The organism is Streptomyces sp. MNU76, from assembly GCF_020982545.1.
Lineage (GTDB): Bacteria > Actinomycetota > Actinomycetes > Streptomycetales > Streptomycetaceae > Streptomyces.
Genome location: NZ_JAJKLK010000031.1, coordinates 64,732 through 81,124, shown reverse-complemented (window position 1 = coordinate 81,124; position 16,393 = coordinate 64,732). Strand labels below are relative to the sequence as shown.

Genomic DNA, 16,393 nt, shown 5'->3' with positions numbered 1-16,393 from the left:
GCTCAGCTCCGCAGATGGGCCAGGACATCGTCGGCGACGGGATACGGCGGCTCATCCGGCAGCAGTGCCGTGGCCGCCTCCAGGTCACGTGCCCGGACGAGGCCGTGGATCTGCCTGGCGAGCGGCGTCACGTCCTCGATGCCGACGATCCACTCGTCGGCGTACCGCGCCGCCGCCTCACCCGACAGGCCCAGCTGCAACGAGCGATGGGGCAGCGGGGCGAGCCGCAGGTCGCGCTCGGGGTCCCACTGGACACGGGCGGGCGACCGACGGACCTCCCGCTGCCAGGCGCCCCGGCTCGGCCCGGCGGCGCGGCCGGTCGCAGGTCTGAACACCCGGAAATATCCCCCATCCGACCGCACGCCCCTTGGCGTGGCGCGGGTTCTGCCCCAAGACTGAGCCGATGACGCAGCGTGTGGAGCTCGCGACCGTGATGGACCGACTCGCCGTCGACGGCCTGATCACCGAGTACGCGGTGGCCGTGGACGACGGTGACTGGGCGGCGTACCGGGACCTGTTCGCACCGCACGGCCGCGCGGACTACCGCTCGGCCGGCGGCATCGAGGGGGACGCCGGGCAGGTCGCCGGGTGGCTGGCGCGGAGCATGGAGCTCTTCCCCATGCGCCAGCACCTCATCGTCAACAGACGGGTGCGCTTCGAACTCCTGGAGCAGGACACCGGCGACACCGCCCGGGTCCAGGCGGACTACGTCAACCCGATGCGCTTCGCCGGCCACGACGAAGGATCCACCGCCCCCGACTTCGTCTGCGGCGGCCGCTACGCCTTCGCCCTGGTCCGCACGCCGGACGGCTGGCGCCTGCGCGAGGTCGTGGTCCAGGAGAAGTGGCGCCGCACCCCCGAGGGCCTCACCCCGCACAGCACCCCTCACCCGCCTGACCGGGCCCCTCGCACCTCCGCAACGCCCCACGCCTCCGCCAAGCCACCGGCTGCCACCACACCCCGGCTGCCACACACCCGTAACCCGCCCCGCGCGCCACCCCCACCCCACCCCACCCCACCCAGGCCCTCTGTCGGAGATCGTCTCCGGCGCGCACACTGGAAGGACTCACCGGTGGGGAGGGAGGCGCTGGATGCGAACGGCGGCGGACTGGGTGGCCTCCCCATGGCGGCGGCGGACGGCGGTATGGACGGCCACCCCCTGGCGGCGGCGAGCGGCCCTCGTCGTGGCCGGAGCCCTGCCCGTGCTCGCGTTCCCCGCGCCGGGCCTGTGGTGGTTCGCGTACGGGGCGCTGGTGCCGTGGATGCTCATCGTCCGCACCGCCCCGACCGCCCGCCGGGCGCTGTACGACGGCTGGCTGGGCGGATGCGCGTTCATGCTGGCCATGCACCACTGGCTGCTGCCGAACCTCCATGTGTTCACCTTCGTCATCGCCGGCCTGCTGGGCGCGCTGTGGGCGCCCTGGGCCTGGCTGGTGCGCCGGTTCCTGGCCGGGACGCCGTCACCGGGCCGGGTCGCCGCGGCGCTGCTGGTCGTGCCGTCGGGCTGGCTGGCGATCGAACTCGTCCGCTCCTGGCAGGGCCTCGGCGGGCCGTGGGGTCTGCTGGGCTCCAGCCAGTGGCAGGTGGAGCCCGCGCTGCGGCTTGCCTCGGTCGGCGGAGTCTGGCTGATCAGCTTCCTGCTGGTGGCCGTCAACGTGGCGGTCACCGTACTGGTCGCCGTACGCCGGTCGCGGGCGCCGGCGCTCGCCGGTCTGGTCGCGACGGCCACCGTGACCTCGGCGGTGTGGCTGTGGGCGCCGCGCCCCGACGTCCGGGGCGAGGTGCGGATCGCCGTCGTGCAGCCCGGCGTGACCGACGGGCCCGACAACCGGTTCGACCGTGAGGAGGCACTCACCCGAAGCCTCGCCGGGCGGGACCTCGACCTGATCGTGTGGGGCGAGAGCAGCGTCGGTCACGACCTCGCCGACCGTCCCGATCTCTCCGACCGGATAGCCGCGCTGGCCGACCAGGCGGACACGAACATCCTGGTGAACGTGGACGCCCGCCGCTCCGACCGTCCCGGCATCTACAAGAGCTCCGTGCTCGTGGGTCCCGAGGGCCCCACCGGCGACCGCTACGACAAGATGCGTCTGGTCCCCTTCGGCGAGTACATCCCGATGCGCTCGCTGCTCGGCTGGGCCACCTCCGTCGGCGAGGCGGCCGGCGAGGACCGCAGGCGCGGCACCGAGCAGGTCGTGTTCGACTCCGGGAAGGGGCTGCGGATCGGCCCCATGGTCTGCTTCGAGTCCGCGTTCCCCGACATGAGCCGTCACCTCGCCCGGGACGGCGCCGAGTTGCTGCTCGCCCAGTCGGCGACCTCGACGTTCCAGCAGAGCTGGGCCCCCGAGCAGCACGCCTCGCTGGCGGCGCTGCGGGCCGCCGAGACCGGCCGCCCGATGGCCCACGCGACCCTGACCGGAGTCTCGGCGGTGTACGGCCCGGCCGGCGGGCCGGTCGGCCCCCGGCTCGGCACGGACGAGAGCACGACGGCCGTGTACGACGTGCCGCTGGCGAGCGGTACGACACCCTATGTCCGCTTCGGCGACTGGCCGGTGGACGCGGCGCTGCTGACCCTGCTCGCGTGGGGCGCCTTCGAGGGCGTACGGACCCTGCGGCTCAGGCGGCGGGGCGGTCCTCCACCGCCCGCACCACCCGCTCGCACAGCTCATGGGTCGCCAGCGCGTCCCGCGCGCTGAGCACCCTGCCCGCGCGCACCGCGTCGAGGAAGGCGAGCACCGCCTGCTCGATGCCACGCTGCCGGGCCACCGGCACCCAGTCGCCCCGCCGCCGCAGGGACGGCTGTCCCTTGTGGTCGATCACCTCGGCGAGGTTCACCACCTGCCGCTTGGTGTCCTGTCCGGAGACCTCGAGGATCTCCTCCGCCGAGCCGCTGAGCCGGTTCATGACACCGAGCGCGGTGAACCCGGCCCCGGAGAGCTGGAGCACGACATGGTGCAGCAGGCCGTCCTCGGTCCGGGCCCGTACGGTCACGTCCTCGACCTCACCCGGGGCCAGGAACCGCAGGGTGTCCACGACGTGGATGAAGTCGTCCAGGACCATCGTGCGCGGCACCTCGGGCAGACCGATGCGGTTCTTCTGCATCAGGATCAGTTCGCGCGGATGGTCGGCGCACTGGGCGTACCCGGGCGCGAACCGCCGGTTGAACCCTACGGCGAGCCCGACGCCGCGCTCCTCCGCGAGCCGTACGAGCCGTTCCGAGTCGGCGAGTTCGTACGCGAGTGGCTTGTCGACGTACGTCGGCACGCCCGCCTCCAACAGGCGTTCCACGATCTCGGGGTGGACGTCGGTGGGCGCGTGCACGAAGGCCGCGTCGAGGTCCTGGGCCAGCAGCGAATCGAGGTCGGTGTGCCGTCGGCCGGGCGGGAGGTGGAGGCTGTCGGCGACGCGGGTGAGGGTGGCGGGCGTGCGTGTCTGCAGATGGAGTTCGAGCCCCGGTTGGGTGCCGAGCACCGGCAGATACGCCTTCCGCGCGATGTCGCCGAGCCCGACGCAGCCGACCTTCACTGGGGTCTCCCGTCCACGGTGTGCCGTCGAAATGCCTCGTCGGCAGCATACGGGGGCTGCGAGGATGGCCCGTATGACCGACCTGCGCACCGAACCCTCCGTCACCGCCGGCGAACGGGCCATGCTGGAGGGCTGGCTCGACCACCACCGGGAGACCCTCGCGCTGAAGTGCGAGGGTCTGGACGACGCCCAGTTGCGGACCGCCTCGGTGCCGCCCTCGCAGCTCTCCCTCCTCGGGCTCGTACGGCACATGGCGGAGGTCGAGCGCATCTGGTTCCGCAAGGTGCTCGTGGACGACGACCGGGGCCCGATCTACTTCAGCGACGCGGACCCGGACGGGGAGTTCCACCTCACCGAGGCCGACACCTGGGAGGAGGCGTACGGCACCTGGCAGGCGGAGATCGCGATCGCCCGCCGCAACGCCGAGGGCCTCGCCCTGGACGACGTCGCCAAGGCCGTGCACCGACGGTCGGGCGAGGCACCGAGCCTGCGGTGGCTCTACACCCACATGATCGAGGAGTACGCCCGACACAACGGCCACGCGGACCTGCTCCGGGAGCGCATCGACGGGGCCACCGGATACTGACCGGAGCCGGGGGCGGCCGACCGCAGCCAGGGCGAGCGACCGGAGCCGGAGCGGCCGACCGCAGCCAGGGCGAGCGACCGGTGCGGCGAGGGCCCGGGGGGCCAGGGCCGGCGGCCGCGTTCTTCCCGAAGTAGGGCGCGCGGCGTCGTCCTGAGGCCGCGGGCGTCACCCATGTGGGGGCATCATCCGGCCGCCCCCTCCCCAAAGGGGCCCGCACACAGCAGAGTTGCGCGCGTGCATCGACCGACCACCACCGCAACGCTCCTGGTCACCGTGGCCGTATCGGCTCTCACCGGCTGCGTGACCCCGCACCACCCGCCCCCGCGGCAGCCCGTCGCCCTTCCGTCCCGCCCGTCCGAGCCCCGCCCGGAGGGCACCACCGAGACCCAGATCGTGGAAGCCCCAGCGCGCGAGGCGCTGCGGCTGGTCGGCCCGCCCCGGGAACCCACCCCGAGCGCGCCCCCGGCGCAGAAGCCCACGTCCGGGCCGCCCCCGGCACCGGCACCGACGCCGCCCCGACCCCCGCCGCACCCCGCCACCCCGCGACGAGCGGCCGGCCCCGCGAGCGGCAGGGCCCGCCACCGGGCTCCCGCACCCACGTCGAGATCCCGCCCCCCCAAAACGGTCCCGACGACGTAGGCGAAGAACTCCGACGTCTGCGCACTCGGCCACCGATACGGCGGCTGGGGCAAGGACACCCCCAGGCGGTCATCTGCAAGGACGTCTACGGCCGCTGAACCCCTGCCGGGCACACGAACCGGCACGCCCCGGCCTGCGCCGCCCCGCACCGCCCCGGCCTGCGCCGCCCCGGCCGACCCTTCGCCGCTGGGACCCTGGGGCCGCTGTCGTGGCGGCCCCGGTGTCTCCCCACCCGTAGGGCCCGTCTCGTCGAGCCGGGCCTCCAGCCGGGCCAGGGCGGTGCGGACACCGTCGCCGTGGCCGTCGTCCGCCAGCGAGGCCAGCGCTCCTCGGGCCAGCCGCAGATGGCTGCGGGCCGCGTCGGGGCGGCCCAGTCTGGCGTAATCGGCGGCGAGGTTGAGGTGGAGCGAGGGATAGAAGGCCCGCACCGCGAGCTCGTCCCGGTCCTGCGCCGACCGGCCGTCGCCGAGCTCGTCGGCCGCCGACAACGCCCTGAGGTCCCAGGCCAGTTCGGTGTCCGGGTCGTCCTGCGTGTCGGCCATGTAGTGCGCCAGGGTGCAGCGGTGGAGCGGTGTGCCGTCCTCCCCGATCTCCGCCCACAGCCGCAGCAGACGGTCCCGGGCCTCCTCGCGGTCACCCCCGTGGTGCAGCATGACCGCCTGCCCGATCCGGGTCAGCACGGCGTCCGGCGCCACCCGCTCCTGTCGCTCCACCACCGCGTCCTCCGCACTCCTCGCCCCCTGCCCCGTCTGTCCCTCCCGACGCTAACGGCAGGCACGGGCAATCCCGGTCAGGCCGCTCCGTACGGCCGCGGGGGAGCCTCGGCGGCCGTACGGCGAGCAGCCGGTCGGACGGACCTACACGTACGGAGGGACGAGCGGCCGGCCGGTGTCGACCGAAACCGGGGCTGGAGGCCGAAACCGGCCGAGGCCGGGGCCGAGCGGGCCCGTCAGCCGAGGTTCGGGATCGTCCAGTCGATCACCTCGTGCCCCTGCCGGGCGACGGCCTCGTTGATCTGCGTGAACGGCTGGGAGCCGAAGAACTTCTTGGCCGACAGCGGCGAGGGGTGCGCGCCCTTGACCACGATGTGGCGCTCCTCGTCGATCAGCGGGAGCTTCTTCTGCGCGTAGTTGCCCCACAGCACGAAGACCGCCGGGTCGGGCCGGTCGGCCACCGCGCGGATCACGGCGTCGGTGAACTTCTCCCAGCCCTTGCCCTTGTGCGAGTTTGCCTCGCCGGAGCGGACCGTGAGGACCGCGTTGAGCAGCAGCACGCCCTGCTGGGCCCACGGCATCAGATAACCGTTGTCCGGGATCGGGGTGCCCAGCTCGGCCTGCATCTCCTTGTAGATGTTCCGCAGCGAGGGCGGGGTCTTCACCCCGGGCCGCACGGAGAAGCAGAGCCCGTGGCCCTGGCCCTCGCCGTGGTACGGGTCCTGGCCGAGGATCAGCACCTTCACGCTCTCGTACGGGGTGGCGTCGAGCGCGGCGAAGACCTGCTCACGGGGAGGGTAGACGGGACCCTTGGCACGCTCCTCCTCGACGAACTCGGTGAGTTCCTTGAAGTAGGGCTGCTGCAGCTCGTCCCCCAGGACCCCGCGCCAGGATTCGGGCAGCATCGCGATGTCGGTCACGTCAACTTCCTCCGGTGTGCGCTCACTTCACGGCCACGGAACACGCGGCCATGGGCGGCCGCGCGAAGCGCGGCCGCCGTCAGAGCACAGAACCTACAGGCGCCCACTGACAACGGGACCGGGCACCCGGAATTACCAGCTGGTCTTCCACGACAGCTGCCACATGATCATCATCGTCGCGGGGTCGATGACGTTCTCGAGGCCGGCGATCTCCTCGTTGGCGGCCGTGTACGCCTTGCCCTGCCACAGCGGGATCAGCCGGGCGTCGTCCACGAGGATCTGCTGGGCCTCCTCGAACTCCTCGCCCACGGCGCCGCGGTCGCTCTCGGCGCGCGACTCCGGGATCAGCTTGTCCGTGATCTCGGGGGCCTCGTACGGCGTGCCGAGAGCATTCTGCTTGCCCACGAAGGGGGCGATGAAGTTGTCGGCGTCGTTGAAGTCGGGGTTCCAGCCGCGCCCGAAGACCGGGTACTCGCCCTTCTGGTAGCCCTCGGAGTAGGTCTTCCACGGGCGGCTCTTCAGCGTGACCTCGAACAGGCCGGACGCCTCCAGCTGCCGCTTCAGCTCCTCGAAGGCCGGCTTGGTCTGGGAGCCGTACCGGTCGGTGGTGTACCAGAGCTGGAGAGGAACCGTTTCGGTGATGCCGGCCTCGGTGAGGATGGACTTCGCCTTGGTCGCGCTGGGGTTGCCGTAGTCGTCGAAGAAGCCCGTCGTGTGGCCGACCAGACCCCGGGGGATCATGGAGTAGAGCGGCTCGACGGTGTCCTTGTAGATGTTGTGGGCGAGCGCCGGCCGGTCGAGGATCTGGGCGACAGCCTTGCGGACCGCGGGGTTCTTCGCCCAGGGGTCCTTGGGGTTGAACACCAGGTAGCTGATCTCGGTGGTGGCGTTCTCCACGATCTGGAGCCCCTCCTCATCGTGGTTGGCCTGGATGTCCACGATGTCCGAGGCGCCGAGACCCCGGTAGATGACCGAGATGTCCTTGTTCTTGAGGGCCTTGACCATCTCGTCCGACTGCGTGAAGTACTGGATGGTGACCGCGGAGTTCTTGTGGTCCGCGATGCCCTTGTAGTTGTCGTTGCGGGTCAGCTCGGCCCTCTTGCCCTCGTCGTAGGAGGCGAGGTTGTAGGGCCCGGAGCCCGCGATGTCCCCGCCCTCGCGGAGCTTGTCCGCGGGGTACTCCTCGGGGTCCACGATCGACATCGCCGGCGTGGTGAGCACCAGCGGGAAGGTCGCGTCGGGCTGGCCGAGGTGGAAGACGACCTCGCGGTCGCCCTTGGTCTGCACCCGGGAGAGGGTGGTCAGCAGACCGGCGGGGCCGCCGTTGACGTTGATCTTCTTGATCCGGTCGAACGAGTACTTGACGGCCTTGGCGTCCAGCGTGTGCCCGTTGGAGAACTTCAGGCCCTCACGCAGCGTGCAGCTGTACACCGTGCTGGAGTTGTCCGTGAACTCGCAGCTCTCGGCGGCGTCCGGCTCGGGCTCGGACCCGCCGGGCGCGTAGCCGAGGAGGGGCTGGAAGACGTTGCGCATCAGCTCCCAGGAGCTGTCCCAGGCCGCGGCAGGGTCCAGCGTGCTCGGCATGCTGGTGGTCCCCACGACGATGGGGTCCGCATCGTCGGAGGCGTCCGAGGAGAACACACCACACCCGGTCACCATGGATATGGACGCGATCACCGCGAGTGGCGGCAAGTATCGGTTCCGGTTGAACACGTGCATGCTCCTCGAAATGCCGTACAGAGTGGCCGAACGATACCGCAGGCTCCCCGAGCCGATCCCGCTAGGTCGGCAAGCCCTTGGTCGGTCCGCGTGTGACGGCGTTGTCGAGGCCCCGTGAGGGGTACGGACGGGCGCCGGAGCGGTTCGGTGAATCGCGCACCGGCGCCCGCCTCACTCTGTCAGCCCACCCCGGCGTTGAGGAAGATGCCGCCGTCGACCACGAGGGTCTGTCCGGTGATCCAGTCGGACTGGTCGGAGGTGAGGAAGGCGGCGGCGCCCCCGATGTCGGAGGGCACGCCGAGCCGTCCGAGCGGGTAGGACGCGGCGGCCTCTGCCTCCCGGCCCTCGTAGAGGGCCTGGGCGAACTTGGTCTTCACCACGGCGGGCGCGATCGCGTTGGCCCGGACCTTGGGCGCGTACTCGTGCGCCAGCTGGACGGTCAGGTTGATCATGGCGGCCTTGCTGATGCCGTACGCGCCGATGAACGGCGACGCGGAGACACCGGCGACGGAGGCGATGTTCACGATCGCGCCGCCGTTGTCCTTCTGCCAGGCGTGCCAGGTCCGCTGGGCGAAGCCGAGCGCGGAGACGACATTGGTCTCGAACACCTTGCGGGCCACGTTCAGGTCGAGGTCGGCGATCGGGCCGAACACCGGGTTCGTACCGGCGTTGTTGACCAGGTAGTCGACGCGGCCGAAGGCCTCCATCGTGCGTTCCACGGCGAGGGCCTGGTGGGCCTCGTCGTGGGCCTTGCCGGCGACGCCGATGACGCGGTCGGCGCCGAGCTGCTCGACGGCCTCCTTGAGCGCGTCCTCGTTACGGCCGGTGATGCAGACCCGGTCGCCGCGTGCGACGAGGGCCTCGGCGATGCCGTAGCCGATGCCGCGGCTGGCGCCGGTGATGAGCGCGACCTTGCCCGAAAGCTCGGGGAGTTCCACCGAAGTCATGTTCTGGATCCCTTAGTTGAGCGGTCCGCCGGCGACGTACAGCACCTGGCCGGAGACGAAACCGGCGTCCTCGCCCGTGAAGTAGGCGATGGCTCCGGCGATGTCCTCCGGGCGGCCCACGCGCTGGACGGGGATCTGGGTGGCCGCGGCGGCCTGGAAGTCCTCGAAGCCCATGCCGACGCGGGCGGCGGTGGCGGCGGTCATGTCGGTGACGATGAAGCCGGGGGCGACCGCGTTGGCGGTGACGCCGAACTTGCCGAGCTCGATGGCCAGGGTCTTGGTGAAGCCCTGCAGGCCGGCCTTGGCGGCCGAGTAGTTGACCTGGCCCCGGTTGCCGAGCGCGGACGACGAGGACAGGTTCACGATCCGGCCGAACTTGGCCTCGACCATGTACTTCTGCACCGCCTTCGCCATCAGGAAGGCGCCGCGCAGATGCACGTTCATGACCGTGTCCCAGTCGGACGCACTCATCTTGAACAGCAGGTTGTCGCGGAGCACGCCCGCGTTGTTCACCAGGATCGTCGGGGCGCCCAGCTCCTCGGCGATCCGGGTGACGGCGGCCTCGACCTGGGCCTCGTCGGAGACGTCGCAGCCGACCGCGAGCGCCCTGCCGCCTGCGGCGGTGATCTTCTCCACGGTGTCCTTGCACGCGGCCTCGTCGAGGTCGATCACCGCGACGGCCCGCCCTTCGGCGGCCAGTCGTACGGCGGTCGCGGCGCCGATGCCGCGCGCGCCACCCGTGACCACGGCGACACGCTGCTCAGTGGTGGACATTGCTGGTTCTCCTCGCCCTTGGGATGCGGCTCCTGCGGCGCCCCCATAGGGTGAGCGACCGCTTAGTACCTTCAGTACACGTGACGCTAGAAGTCCTGGCACCCGGTGTCAACGTTCCACCAGGTGTGATCCCTTACCTTGCCCCGGTCACTTCACCAGCAGGGCGAGCAGCCGCTCGGCCTCCGCCGCCGGATCCGCGGTGAGCCCCGTGTGCACGGGTCCCGCCTGGACGACCGTCGACCGGGGCGCGACAAGCCAGCGGAACCGCCGTCCGGCGTCGTCGCCGGCGGCCTGCCCGGCCGCCTCTCCCCCGGCGCACACGCCCTCCACGGCGCGCAGCGCGGCGCGTACGCCGGCGACGTCCGCCCCGGGGTCGAGGGCGAGCAGCTTGGCCTCGTCGAGGTGGGTACGGACCGCCACCAGGGCCCGGGAACGGCTGTACACGAGGACGCCCGCGTTGAAGCACTCGCCGCGCTCGATCCGGGGCACGATCCGCAGCAGCGCGTACTCGTAGACGTCCTGCCCGGTCGCGCCGGTCCCCAGGAAGCGGTCGCTCACTTGATCCCCTCGATGCGTTCGTGCACGTCGGCGGCGCGGACGAGCAGGGGTTCCGCGTACGCCCGCCGCAGCGCGTCCGGTGTGTCGAAGCCGGGCTCGTCCGTCAGCCAGACGTCGGGGATCTCGGCGGTCACCTCGGCGAGCAGTTCCTCGGTGACCAGGGGCGCGAGCTCGGCGGCGGCCGCCGCGACGTCGGGGCCGAAGCGGGCCAGGGCGTGGTCGGCGGCGGCGTACGGCTTGGCGGCGGAGGCGCGGGCGCCGGGCCAGTTGTGGTGCCAGATCATGGTGGCGCCGTGGTCGATGAGCCACAGCTCGCCGTGCCACATCAGCAAATTGGGGTTGCGCCAGGATCGGTCGACGTTGTTGATCAGTGCGTCGAACCAGACGATCCGCCCGGCCTCCTCGGGGCTGATCTCGAAGGCCAGCGGATCGAAGCCGACGGCCCGGGGCAGGAAGTTCATGCCCAGGTTGGTGCCGCCGCTTCCCTTGATCAGTTCCTGCACCCGCTCGTCGGGTTCGCCGAGACCCAGGACGGGATCGAGGTCGACGGTGACGAGGCCGGGCACCCGCAGTCCGAGCCGCCGGGCCAGCTCCCCGCAGACCACCTCCGCGACGAGCGTCTTGCGGCCCTGCCCCGCGCCGGTGAACTTCAGGACGTACGTGCCGAGGTCCTCGCCCTCGACGAGCCCCGGCAGGGACCCACCCTCGCGCAGAGGCGTGATGTAGCGGGTCGCAGTGACATTTCTCAGCATTCCCACAGGCCGCTCACGCCATTCCCCTTACAATCCATGGTTGCCTTGCAGATACGTGAGCATAGTAACCGAGGGTGATCGACGACGTCGAAGCGTAGGTGTGCCGCAGCACGTGGAAGCCGTCCTTAGGGGCCGCCGCGATTGCCAGGGTTGCGCACCCTCAGCGGATGGCGGAATGACGGCAGGCTCCCTTGCCCATCCGGCTTCCCCCGAGGAAGCTCGACCTCCCCGGCGGATACGCCTCGACGTGGCGCTTCAACTCCATGGCCACTGTGGAAGGCATGTCGACGGTTCGAGTCCTCTTTCCCTTCACGCCCCGTGCGTGGTCGACGTCCTGCGGACTCAGCCCGAATACTCCTCGCTGCGCCGCTGGATCGAAAAGCACCTGGGGCCCAGCACGCCGACCTCGGCGGTGTTCTGGGCGACGACCTGCGGTGCGGTGCCCGCGCCGGCGGCCGGTGTGCTGCCTGCCTTCGTTCGACGGGAACCAGGCTTTGACGAGCGGCACTCCGACGGCGAACGCGGTGCCGCCGATGCCGAGGAAGAATCCGCCGATCAGCAGGGCGGCGAGGGACCCTTGCGCGGGTCCGGGCGCCTGGTCCGATCGGCGCAAGGGTCTGGCTGACGCGCACGCCCCCTCACCGGACGAGGACCCGCTCCCCGGGACGCGGCACGACGGCGGTCCAGCCCAGGGTCCGGTCGATACGGTCGCGCAGCGCCTCGGCCGCGTCGGGCTCTCCGTGCACCAGGTACGTCGTCTGCGGGGCCTCGGCGCCGCGCAGCCAGTCGATGATCTGAGCGGCGTCGGCGTGGGCCGAGAAGTGCGGTACGTCGGCGACGGTGGCGCGCACCGGGACGTACTCGCCGAACATCTTCAGCGCCTTGGCACCGTCGACCAGGTCACGGGCGCGGGTGCCCTGTGCCGCGAAGCCCACCACGACGACGGCGTTGCGCGGGTCGGGCAGCAGGCGCCGCAGGTGGTGCAGGACGCGTCCGCCGGTGGCCATGCCGGACGCCGAGACGATGACGGCCGGTCCGCCGGCCCGGCTGATGTCGACGGAGTCCTGGATCGACCGTGCGGCGAGGAACGGCTCGGGGCTGAACGCGGCCGTGCCCGCCTCCGTGACCTCGGGGCGCAGCTCCGCGGCCCGGGTGAGGACGGCGTCCCGGTAGACGTCCAGGGCGGCCAGGGCCATGGGGCTGTCGACGTACACCGGCACATCGGCCGGGAGTCGGCCCTCGCGGCGGAGCTCGGCGAGTTCGTGCAGGACGACCTCGGTGCGGTCGAGGGCGAAGGCCGGGATGACGACGGTGCCACCGCGGGCGAGGGTGCGCGTCAGTACGCTCGCGAAGTGGTCTCGTGCGGTGTCCTCCTCGTGTGGCCGCTTGCCGTACGTCGACTCCATCAGCAGTACATCCGCCCCGGAGAACGGCTCGGGAGGGAGAAGCAGGGGATGGCCCGGCCGGCCGAGGTCGCCGCTGACTGCCAGGGTGTGCCCGTCCTCCAGGGTGAGCCGGGCCCAGGCCGAGCCGAGGATGTGCCCGGCGGGGTGCAGTGTCAACCGGGTGCCCGGGGCGACGTCGGTCGGCGTGCAGGTGGGTACAGGGTCGAGGAGCTTCAGGGTGCGGTCGACGTCCGAGTCGTCGTACAGCGGCCGGGCGGGCCGGTGTTTGGACCAGCCGTGCTCGTTGGCGTGCTGGGCCGTCTCCATCTGCAGCTTCGCGCTGTCCCGCAGCACGATCTCCATGAGCCGGGCGGTGAACTCCGTGGTCACGATCCGTCCCCTGAAGCCGTGCCGCACCAGTCGGGGCAGGTATCCGCAGTGGTCCAGGTGAGCGTGGGTGACCACCACCGCCTCGATGTCCTCGGCGTCGCAGGGCAGGCCGCGCCAGTTGCGCCTGCGCAGATCGGCGAGGCCCTGGAAGAGCCCGCAGTCGATCAGGACGCGTGCGTGGTCGCTCTCCACGAGGAACTTGCTGCCGGTGACCGTCCCGACACCGCCCACGAACGTCAGCAGCGCGGGCCGGGAAGGCGAGGGATGCAGTGCCTCAGTGGTCATGACGCGGGTCTCCTCCGGGATGCGGCCGATCGGCCCTGGCGGCTTCGTGGCAGAAGCGGTGGGAAGAACTTGAGGGGGCGCGGCACAGCGGTTCCGGGCGCGCACCGGACCATCGTGACTCCTCAACTGTGAACTGACGTACGTCGGTCGGCCGGCTCAGGTCGGTGGGGTGCGTAGGTCGACGGCGGCCTGTGCGCACGACCGCGCAGCAGGCGGACGGCGAGCGCATCAAGGCTCGCCGTGAGAACCATCGTCACGGCTGTCGCCGCGACCAGCAGAACCGCGAACTGCTCCCAGAACTCCGGCGTGAGACTCGTACCCACTGCCCTCACTCCCCCTTCGTGGTCGGCGTCCTTCTCCTTACTTCCAGCCAACTCCGATACAGGCGGGGGCGCATGAGCCGTCCGGTCCGAAACAGAGGCCTGGAACGGCCCTTGCGCGGACTGGCACGGCCTGGTCCGACCTGCCGACGGTGTGAAGGAACGGCTCAGGGCTGTTTCCCTCCCTCCCCTGGCCGTGCCTCCAGCCTGCGGGGACACGGCAGCCGTCCGGGCCATGGGTCAAAAGGCCCCGCCACGGGTCCGCGCGGTCTGCGTCGCGGGGGCCCTCGACCTGTGTGGCAAGGGCCTGGAGGACCTGTCACCCGCCCTGCGCCCGCGCGCAGTCTGGGCATGCAAGAGCATCAGGGAGGGGAGAGATCATGGCGACCGTCGTCTTCGACAAGGCCACACGGAGATTCCCGGGGATGGACCACCCGGCCGTCGACGCGTTTGATCTGGAGATCGCCGACGGCGAGTTCATGGTGCTGGTGGGGCCCTCCGGCTGCGGGAAGTCCACAGCGTTGCGCATGCTCGCCGGGCTGGAGGACGTCGACTCCGGTGCCATCCGCATCGGCGACCGGGACGTGACCCACCTGCCGCCCAAGGACCGTGACATCGCGATGGTGTTCCAGAACTACGCTCTCTACCCGCACATGACGACGGCTGACAACATGGGCTTCGCCCTGAAGATCGCCAAGAAGCACAAGGACGACATCCGTCGCCGTGTCACGGAGGCTGCCGGTGTCCTCGGCCTCGGCGACTACCTGGAGCGCAAGCCCAAGTCGCTCTCCGGCGGCCAGCGCCAGAGGGTTGCGATGGGGCGGGCCATCGTCCGCGAGCCACAGGTGTTCCTCATGGACGAGCCGCTGTCCAACCTGGACGCCAAGCTGCGCGTACAGACCCGGACGCAGATCGCCTCGCTGCAACGGCGACTCGGCACGACGACGGTGTACGTCACCCACGACCAGGTGGAGGCCCTGACCATGGGCGACCGCGTGGCGGTGATGAAGGCCGGCGTGCTGCAGCAGGTGGGGACGCCGAAGGAGGTCTTCCAGCGCCCCGCCAACGCCTTCGTGGGCGGTTTCATCGGTTCGCCCGCGATGAACCTCTTCCGCCTCCCCCTCGCCACGGACGGTACCGAGCTGGGCGGCCTGATCGTGCCCGTGCCGCGGACCGCCCGCGAGCCGGACGCCACGGAGATCCTGCTGGGTGTACGGCCCGAGCAGTTCGAGATCCTTTCGTCCGAGGACCTGGAGACTCCGGCACTGGATCTCGTGGTCGACGCGGTCGAGGACACCGGTGCCGTCGCCTACGTCCACGGGACCGCCAAGGCCGGGCCGGAAGCCGTCCCAGTGGTGGTCCGTCTCCCCGGGCGGCCGGTTCACGGCAAGGGGGAGCAGCTGCGCGTCACCGTCCGTCCGGAGGCCGTCCAGCTCTTCTCGGCCCGGACAGAGCTGCGGCTGCCGATCGACGGGAGCTGAGGCACCACTGCCCACCGAGGGGGCCGGACCCGGAGTGGCACGAGACCGACAGGAGCATGACCGCCGTGCTCGACAGGAACGGGAACAGTCTCGACGCCCGCCGAGGCCGGCGCGTGACACCGCGGCTCCGGTCGGCAGCGGGGCCGGTGGTGGACATGCCCGTGGGACCACGACTCCGGCTGAACTGCACACCCTTGAGTCCGATCCACCCGGCAGAGAGGCGAAGGTGCGCGCCTTCGTTGCCGACCGGGCGCACCGCCCCCGTTGGCCCGCCGTCACCGGCGGACGGTCAGTGGCACCGTGTCCTCGATCACCGCCCGGCCGTCCTCCGGTGACTCCCAGTACGCCGTGAGCGTGCCGACGCCCGAGCGGGCCGCCTTGTAGGGGATCGTCACGTCGAACGTGCCGCGGGTCCCGGTACCGGAGGTGGCGGTGACGTAGACGTCGGCCGCGGTGCGCCCGGTGACGTCGTTGATCTTCAGTTTGAGCGTCGCCTCGAACGTGTTGGCGCTGCCCCGGACCCGTACCGGGGTGCGGATGCTGTCGCCGATCAGCGGCGACTCCACGAGGACGAGCGGTGCCAGATCCTCGAAGTCGGCGCGGGTCACGGGCTCGTTGAGGACGATGCCCTCACCGCCGAAGGACGTCACCGGCTTGCCGTCCAGCTCGAACTGAACCTTGTGGATGGACGGGAAGCGGGTCGCGGTGAAGACGACCTGTGCGAGCCGGGCCTGCATCGACAGGCTTCCGCCACCGTCGTCGTACCGTCCGGACAGATCGATCGTCGCCACTTGGTGGCGGACCACGACCGAGCGGAGCGTCGTTCCCGAGGGAATGGCCGTGGTACGGCCGTGGCGGCGTTCGTACCGGTCGGGCCCCGCCAGCAGAGCGCGCAGGGCTCCGGCCGCGGTGGTGGGCGCGGTCACGGTGCGCGGGGCGGGCGAGACCTTCTCCCCGTGCAGGAAGTACACCGACGTACGCACTTTGGACGCGCCGCCGGACGTCACCGGCGGCGCCGGCGTGCCGGGCTCGGTCGGCCTACCGGAGGTGGTGGGTGTGGTGGACGCGCCCTGACCGGGGGTGGCGCTCTCGTTCCCGGTCGTCCCTCCGGTGGTGCCTCCGGCGCTCGGTGTGCTCGGCCGGTCACTTCCGGCGGACGTGCCCGGGGAGCCGGCGTCGCTGCCGCATGCCGTCGCCAGGGACGAGACCAGGACGACAGCCGTGGCCAGCACCATCGGCCGGCTCAGCCGGCGGTGCGTGCACCTGGTGGGAACTTCGGTGTTCATGGCAGCCTCCTCCACACCTTCCAGCCAACGCCTCCGGTGGAGCCGCCCCAAGTGCCGTACGGGTCCACGTAGGTGGGTCTTCTGGTACTCGTCCCGGGCCGTTCGGCCGCATA

At 71.3% G+C, this 16,393-nt stretch carries 13 protein-coding genes and 3 pseudogenes; 5 read left to right on the top strand and 11 right to left on the bottom strand.

Translation table 11 applies throughout. The annotated features are described in order from the left end of the window. Positions 1–2: 2 nt before the first annotated feature. Positions 3–296 (bottom strand): annotated as a pseudogene (locus E4N62_RS45870) (DUF4291 family protein); the annotation flags it as partial. A gap of 107 nt (positions 297–403) precedes the next feature. On the opposite strand from E4N62_RS45870, the pseudogene E4N62_RS45865 reads away from it, so the two are divergent. Continuing rightward, positions 404–886 (top strand): annotated as a pseudogene (locus E4N62_RS45865) (nuclear transport factor 2 family protein); the annotation flags it as partial. A 205-nt stretch (positions 887–1,091) separates the two neighbouring features. Continuing rightward, positions 1,092–2,696 (top strand): apolipoprotein N-acyltransferase, encoded by a 1,605-nt coding sequence (gene lnt, locus E4N62_RS45860; RefSeq protein ID WP_230224310.1) that lies wholly within the window; start codon positions 1,092–1,094, stop codon positions 2,694–2,696. On the opposite strand, the gene E4N62_RS45855 is transcribed toward lnt, so the two are convergent. Then, positions 2,617–3,525, bottom strand: coding sequence for a Gfo/Idh/MocA family protein (locus E4N62_RS45855; RefSeq protein WP_230224308.1), 909 nt, complete (start codon positions 3,523–3,525; stop codon positions 2,617–2,619). The genes lnt and E4N62_RS45855 overlap by 80 nt on opposite strands. Positions 3,526–3,598: 73 nt before the next feature. Between E4N62_RS45855 and E4N62_RS45850 the strand changes: the two genes are divergently transcribed. Then, positions 3,599–4,111: a DinB family protein gene (locus E4N62_RS45850; protein WP_230224306.1), complete on the top strand. Its 513-nt coding sequence runs from the start codon at positions 3,599–3,601 to the stop codon at positions 4,109–4,111. An 836-nt stretch (positions 4,112–4,947) separates the two neighbouring features. Here the strand turns inward: E4N62_RS45850 and E4N62_RS48470 are convergent. The 7 genes and pseudogenes from E4N62_RS48470 to E4N62_RS45815 all read right to left on the bottom strand — a co-directional run. Next, positions 4,948–5,466, bottom strand: a pseudogene (locus tag E4N62_RS48470) (hypothetical protein); the annotation flags it as partial. A 233-nt stretch (positions 5,467–5,699) separates the two neighbouring features. Beyond that, positions 5,700–6,383 (bottom strand): uracil-DNA glycosylase, encoded by a 684-nt coding sequence (locus E4N62_RS45840; protein ID WP_230224304.1) that lies wholly within the window; start codon positions 6,381–6,383, stop codon positions 5,700–5,702. Positions 6,384–6,515: 132 nt separating this feature from the next. Further along, on the bottom strand, positions 6,516–8,096 hold the full coding sequence (locus E4N62_RS45835; RefSeq protein ID WP_230224302.1) for an ABC transporter substrate-binding protein: 1,581 nt from the start codon (positions 8,094–8,096) through the stop codon (positions 6,516–6,518). Between the two features lie 185 nt (positions 8,097–8,281). Further along, positions 8,282–9,049: an SDR family oxidoreductase gene (locus tag E4N62_RS45830; RefSeq protein ID WP_215451096.1), complete on the bottom strand. Its 768-nt coding sequence runs from the start codon at positions 9,047–9,049 to the stop codon at positions 8,282–8,284. 12 nt (positions 9,050–9,061) lie between these two features. Then, on the bottom strand, positions 9,062–9,823 hold the full coding sequence (fabG, locus tag E4N62_RS45825; protein ID WP_215451095.1) for a 3-oxoacyl-ACP reductase FabG: 762 nt from the start codon (positions 9,821–9,823) through the stop codon (positions 9,062–9,064). 147 nt (positions 9,824–9,970) lie between these two features. After that, on the bottom strand, positions 9,971–10,381 hold the full coding sequence (locus E4N62_RS45820; protein ID WP_230224300.1) for a DUF3037 domain-containing protein: 411 nt from the start codon (positions 10,379–10,381) through the stop codon (positions 9,971–9,973). Next, positions 10,378–11,133 carry a HipA family kinase gene (locus E4N62_RS45815; RefSeq protein ID WP_230224299.1) on the bottom strand — a complete coding sequence of 252 codons (756 nt, stop codon included), beginning with the start codon at positions 11,131–11,133 and terminating at the stop codon, positions 10,378–10,380. Before E4N62_RS45815 ends, E4N62_RS45820 begins: the two co-directional genes overlap by 4 nt. Before the next feature lie 322 nt (positions 11,134–11,455). Between E4N62_RS45815 and E4N62_RS45810 the strand changes: the two genes are divergently transcribed. After that, positions 11,456–11,758, top strand: a complete 303-nt coding sequence (locus E4N62_RS45810; RefSeq protein ID WP_230224708.1) for a hypothetical protein — start codon at positions 11,456–11,458, stop codon at positions 11,756–11,758. 13 nt (positions 11,759–11,771) lie between these two features. Here E4N62_RS45810 and E4N62_RS45805 read toward each other — a convergent pair whose 3' ends face one another. Then, positions 11,772–13,193: an MBL fold metallo-hydrolase RNA specificity domain-containing protein gene (locus E4N62_RS45805; protein WP_230224298.1), complete on the bottom strand. Its 1,422-nt coding sequence runs from the start codon at positions 13,191–13,193 to the stop codon at positions 11,772–11,774. A gap of 700 nt (positions 13,194–13,893) precedes the next feature. On the opposite strand from E4N62_RS45805, the gene E4N62_RS45800 reads away from it, so the two are divergent. Further along, positions 13,894–14,994: an ABC transporter ATP-binding protein gene (locus tag E4N62_RS45800; protein WP_230224297.1), complete on the top strand. Its 1,101-nt coding sequence runs from the start codon at positions 13,894–13,896 to the stop codon at positions 14,992–14,994. A 275-nt stretch (positions 14,995–15,269) separates the two neighbouring features. Here E4N62_RS45800 and E4N62_RS45795 read toward each other — a convergent pair whose 3' ends face one another. Continuing rightward, complete coding sequence (locus tag E4N62_RS45795; RefSeq protein ID WP_230224296.1) at positions 15,270–16,280, bottom strand: Gmad2 immunoglobulin-like domain-containing protein; 1,011 nt, start codon at positions 16,278–16,280, stop codon at positions 15,270–15,272. Positions 16,281–16,393: the final 113 nt, after the last annotated feature.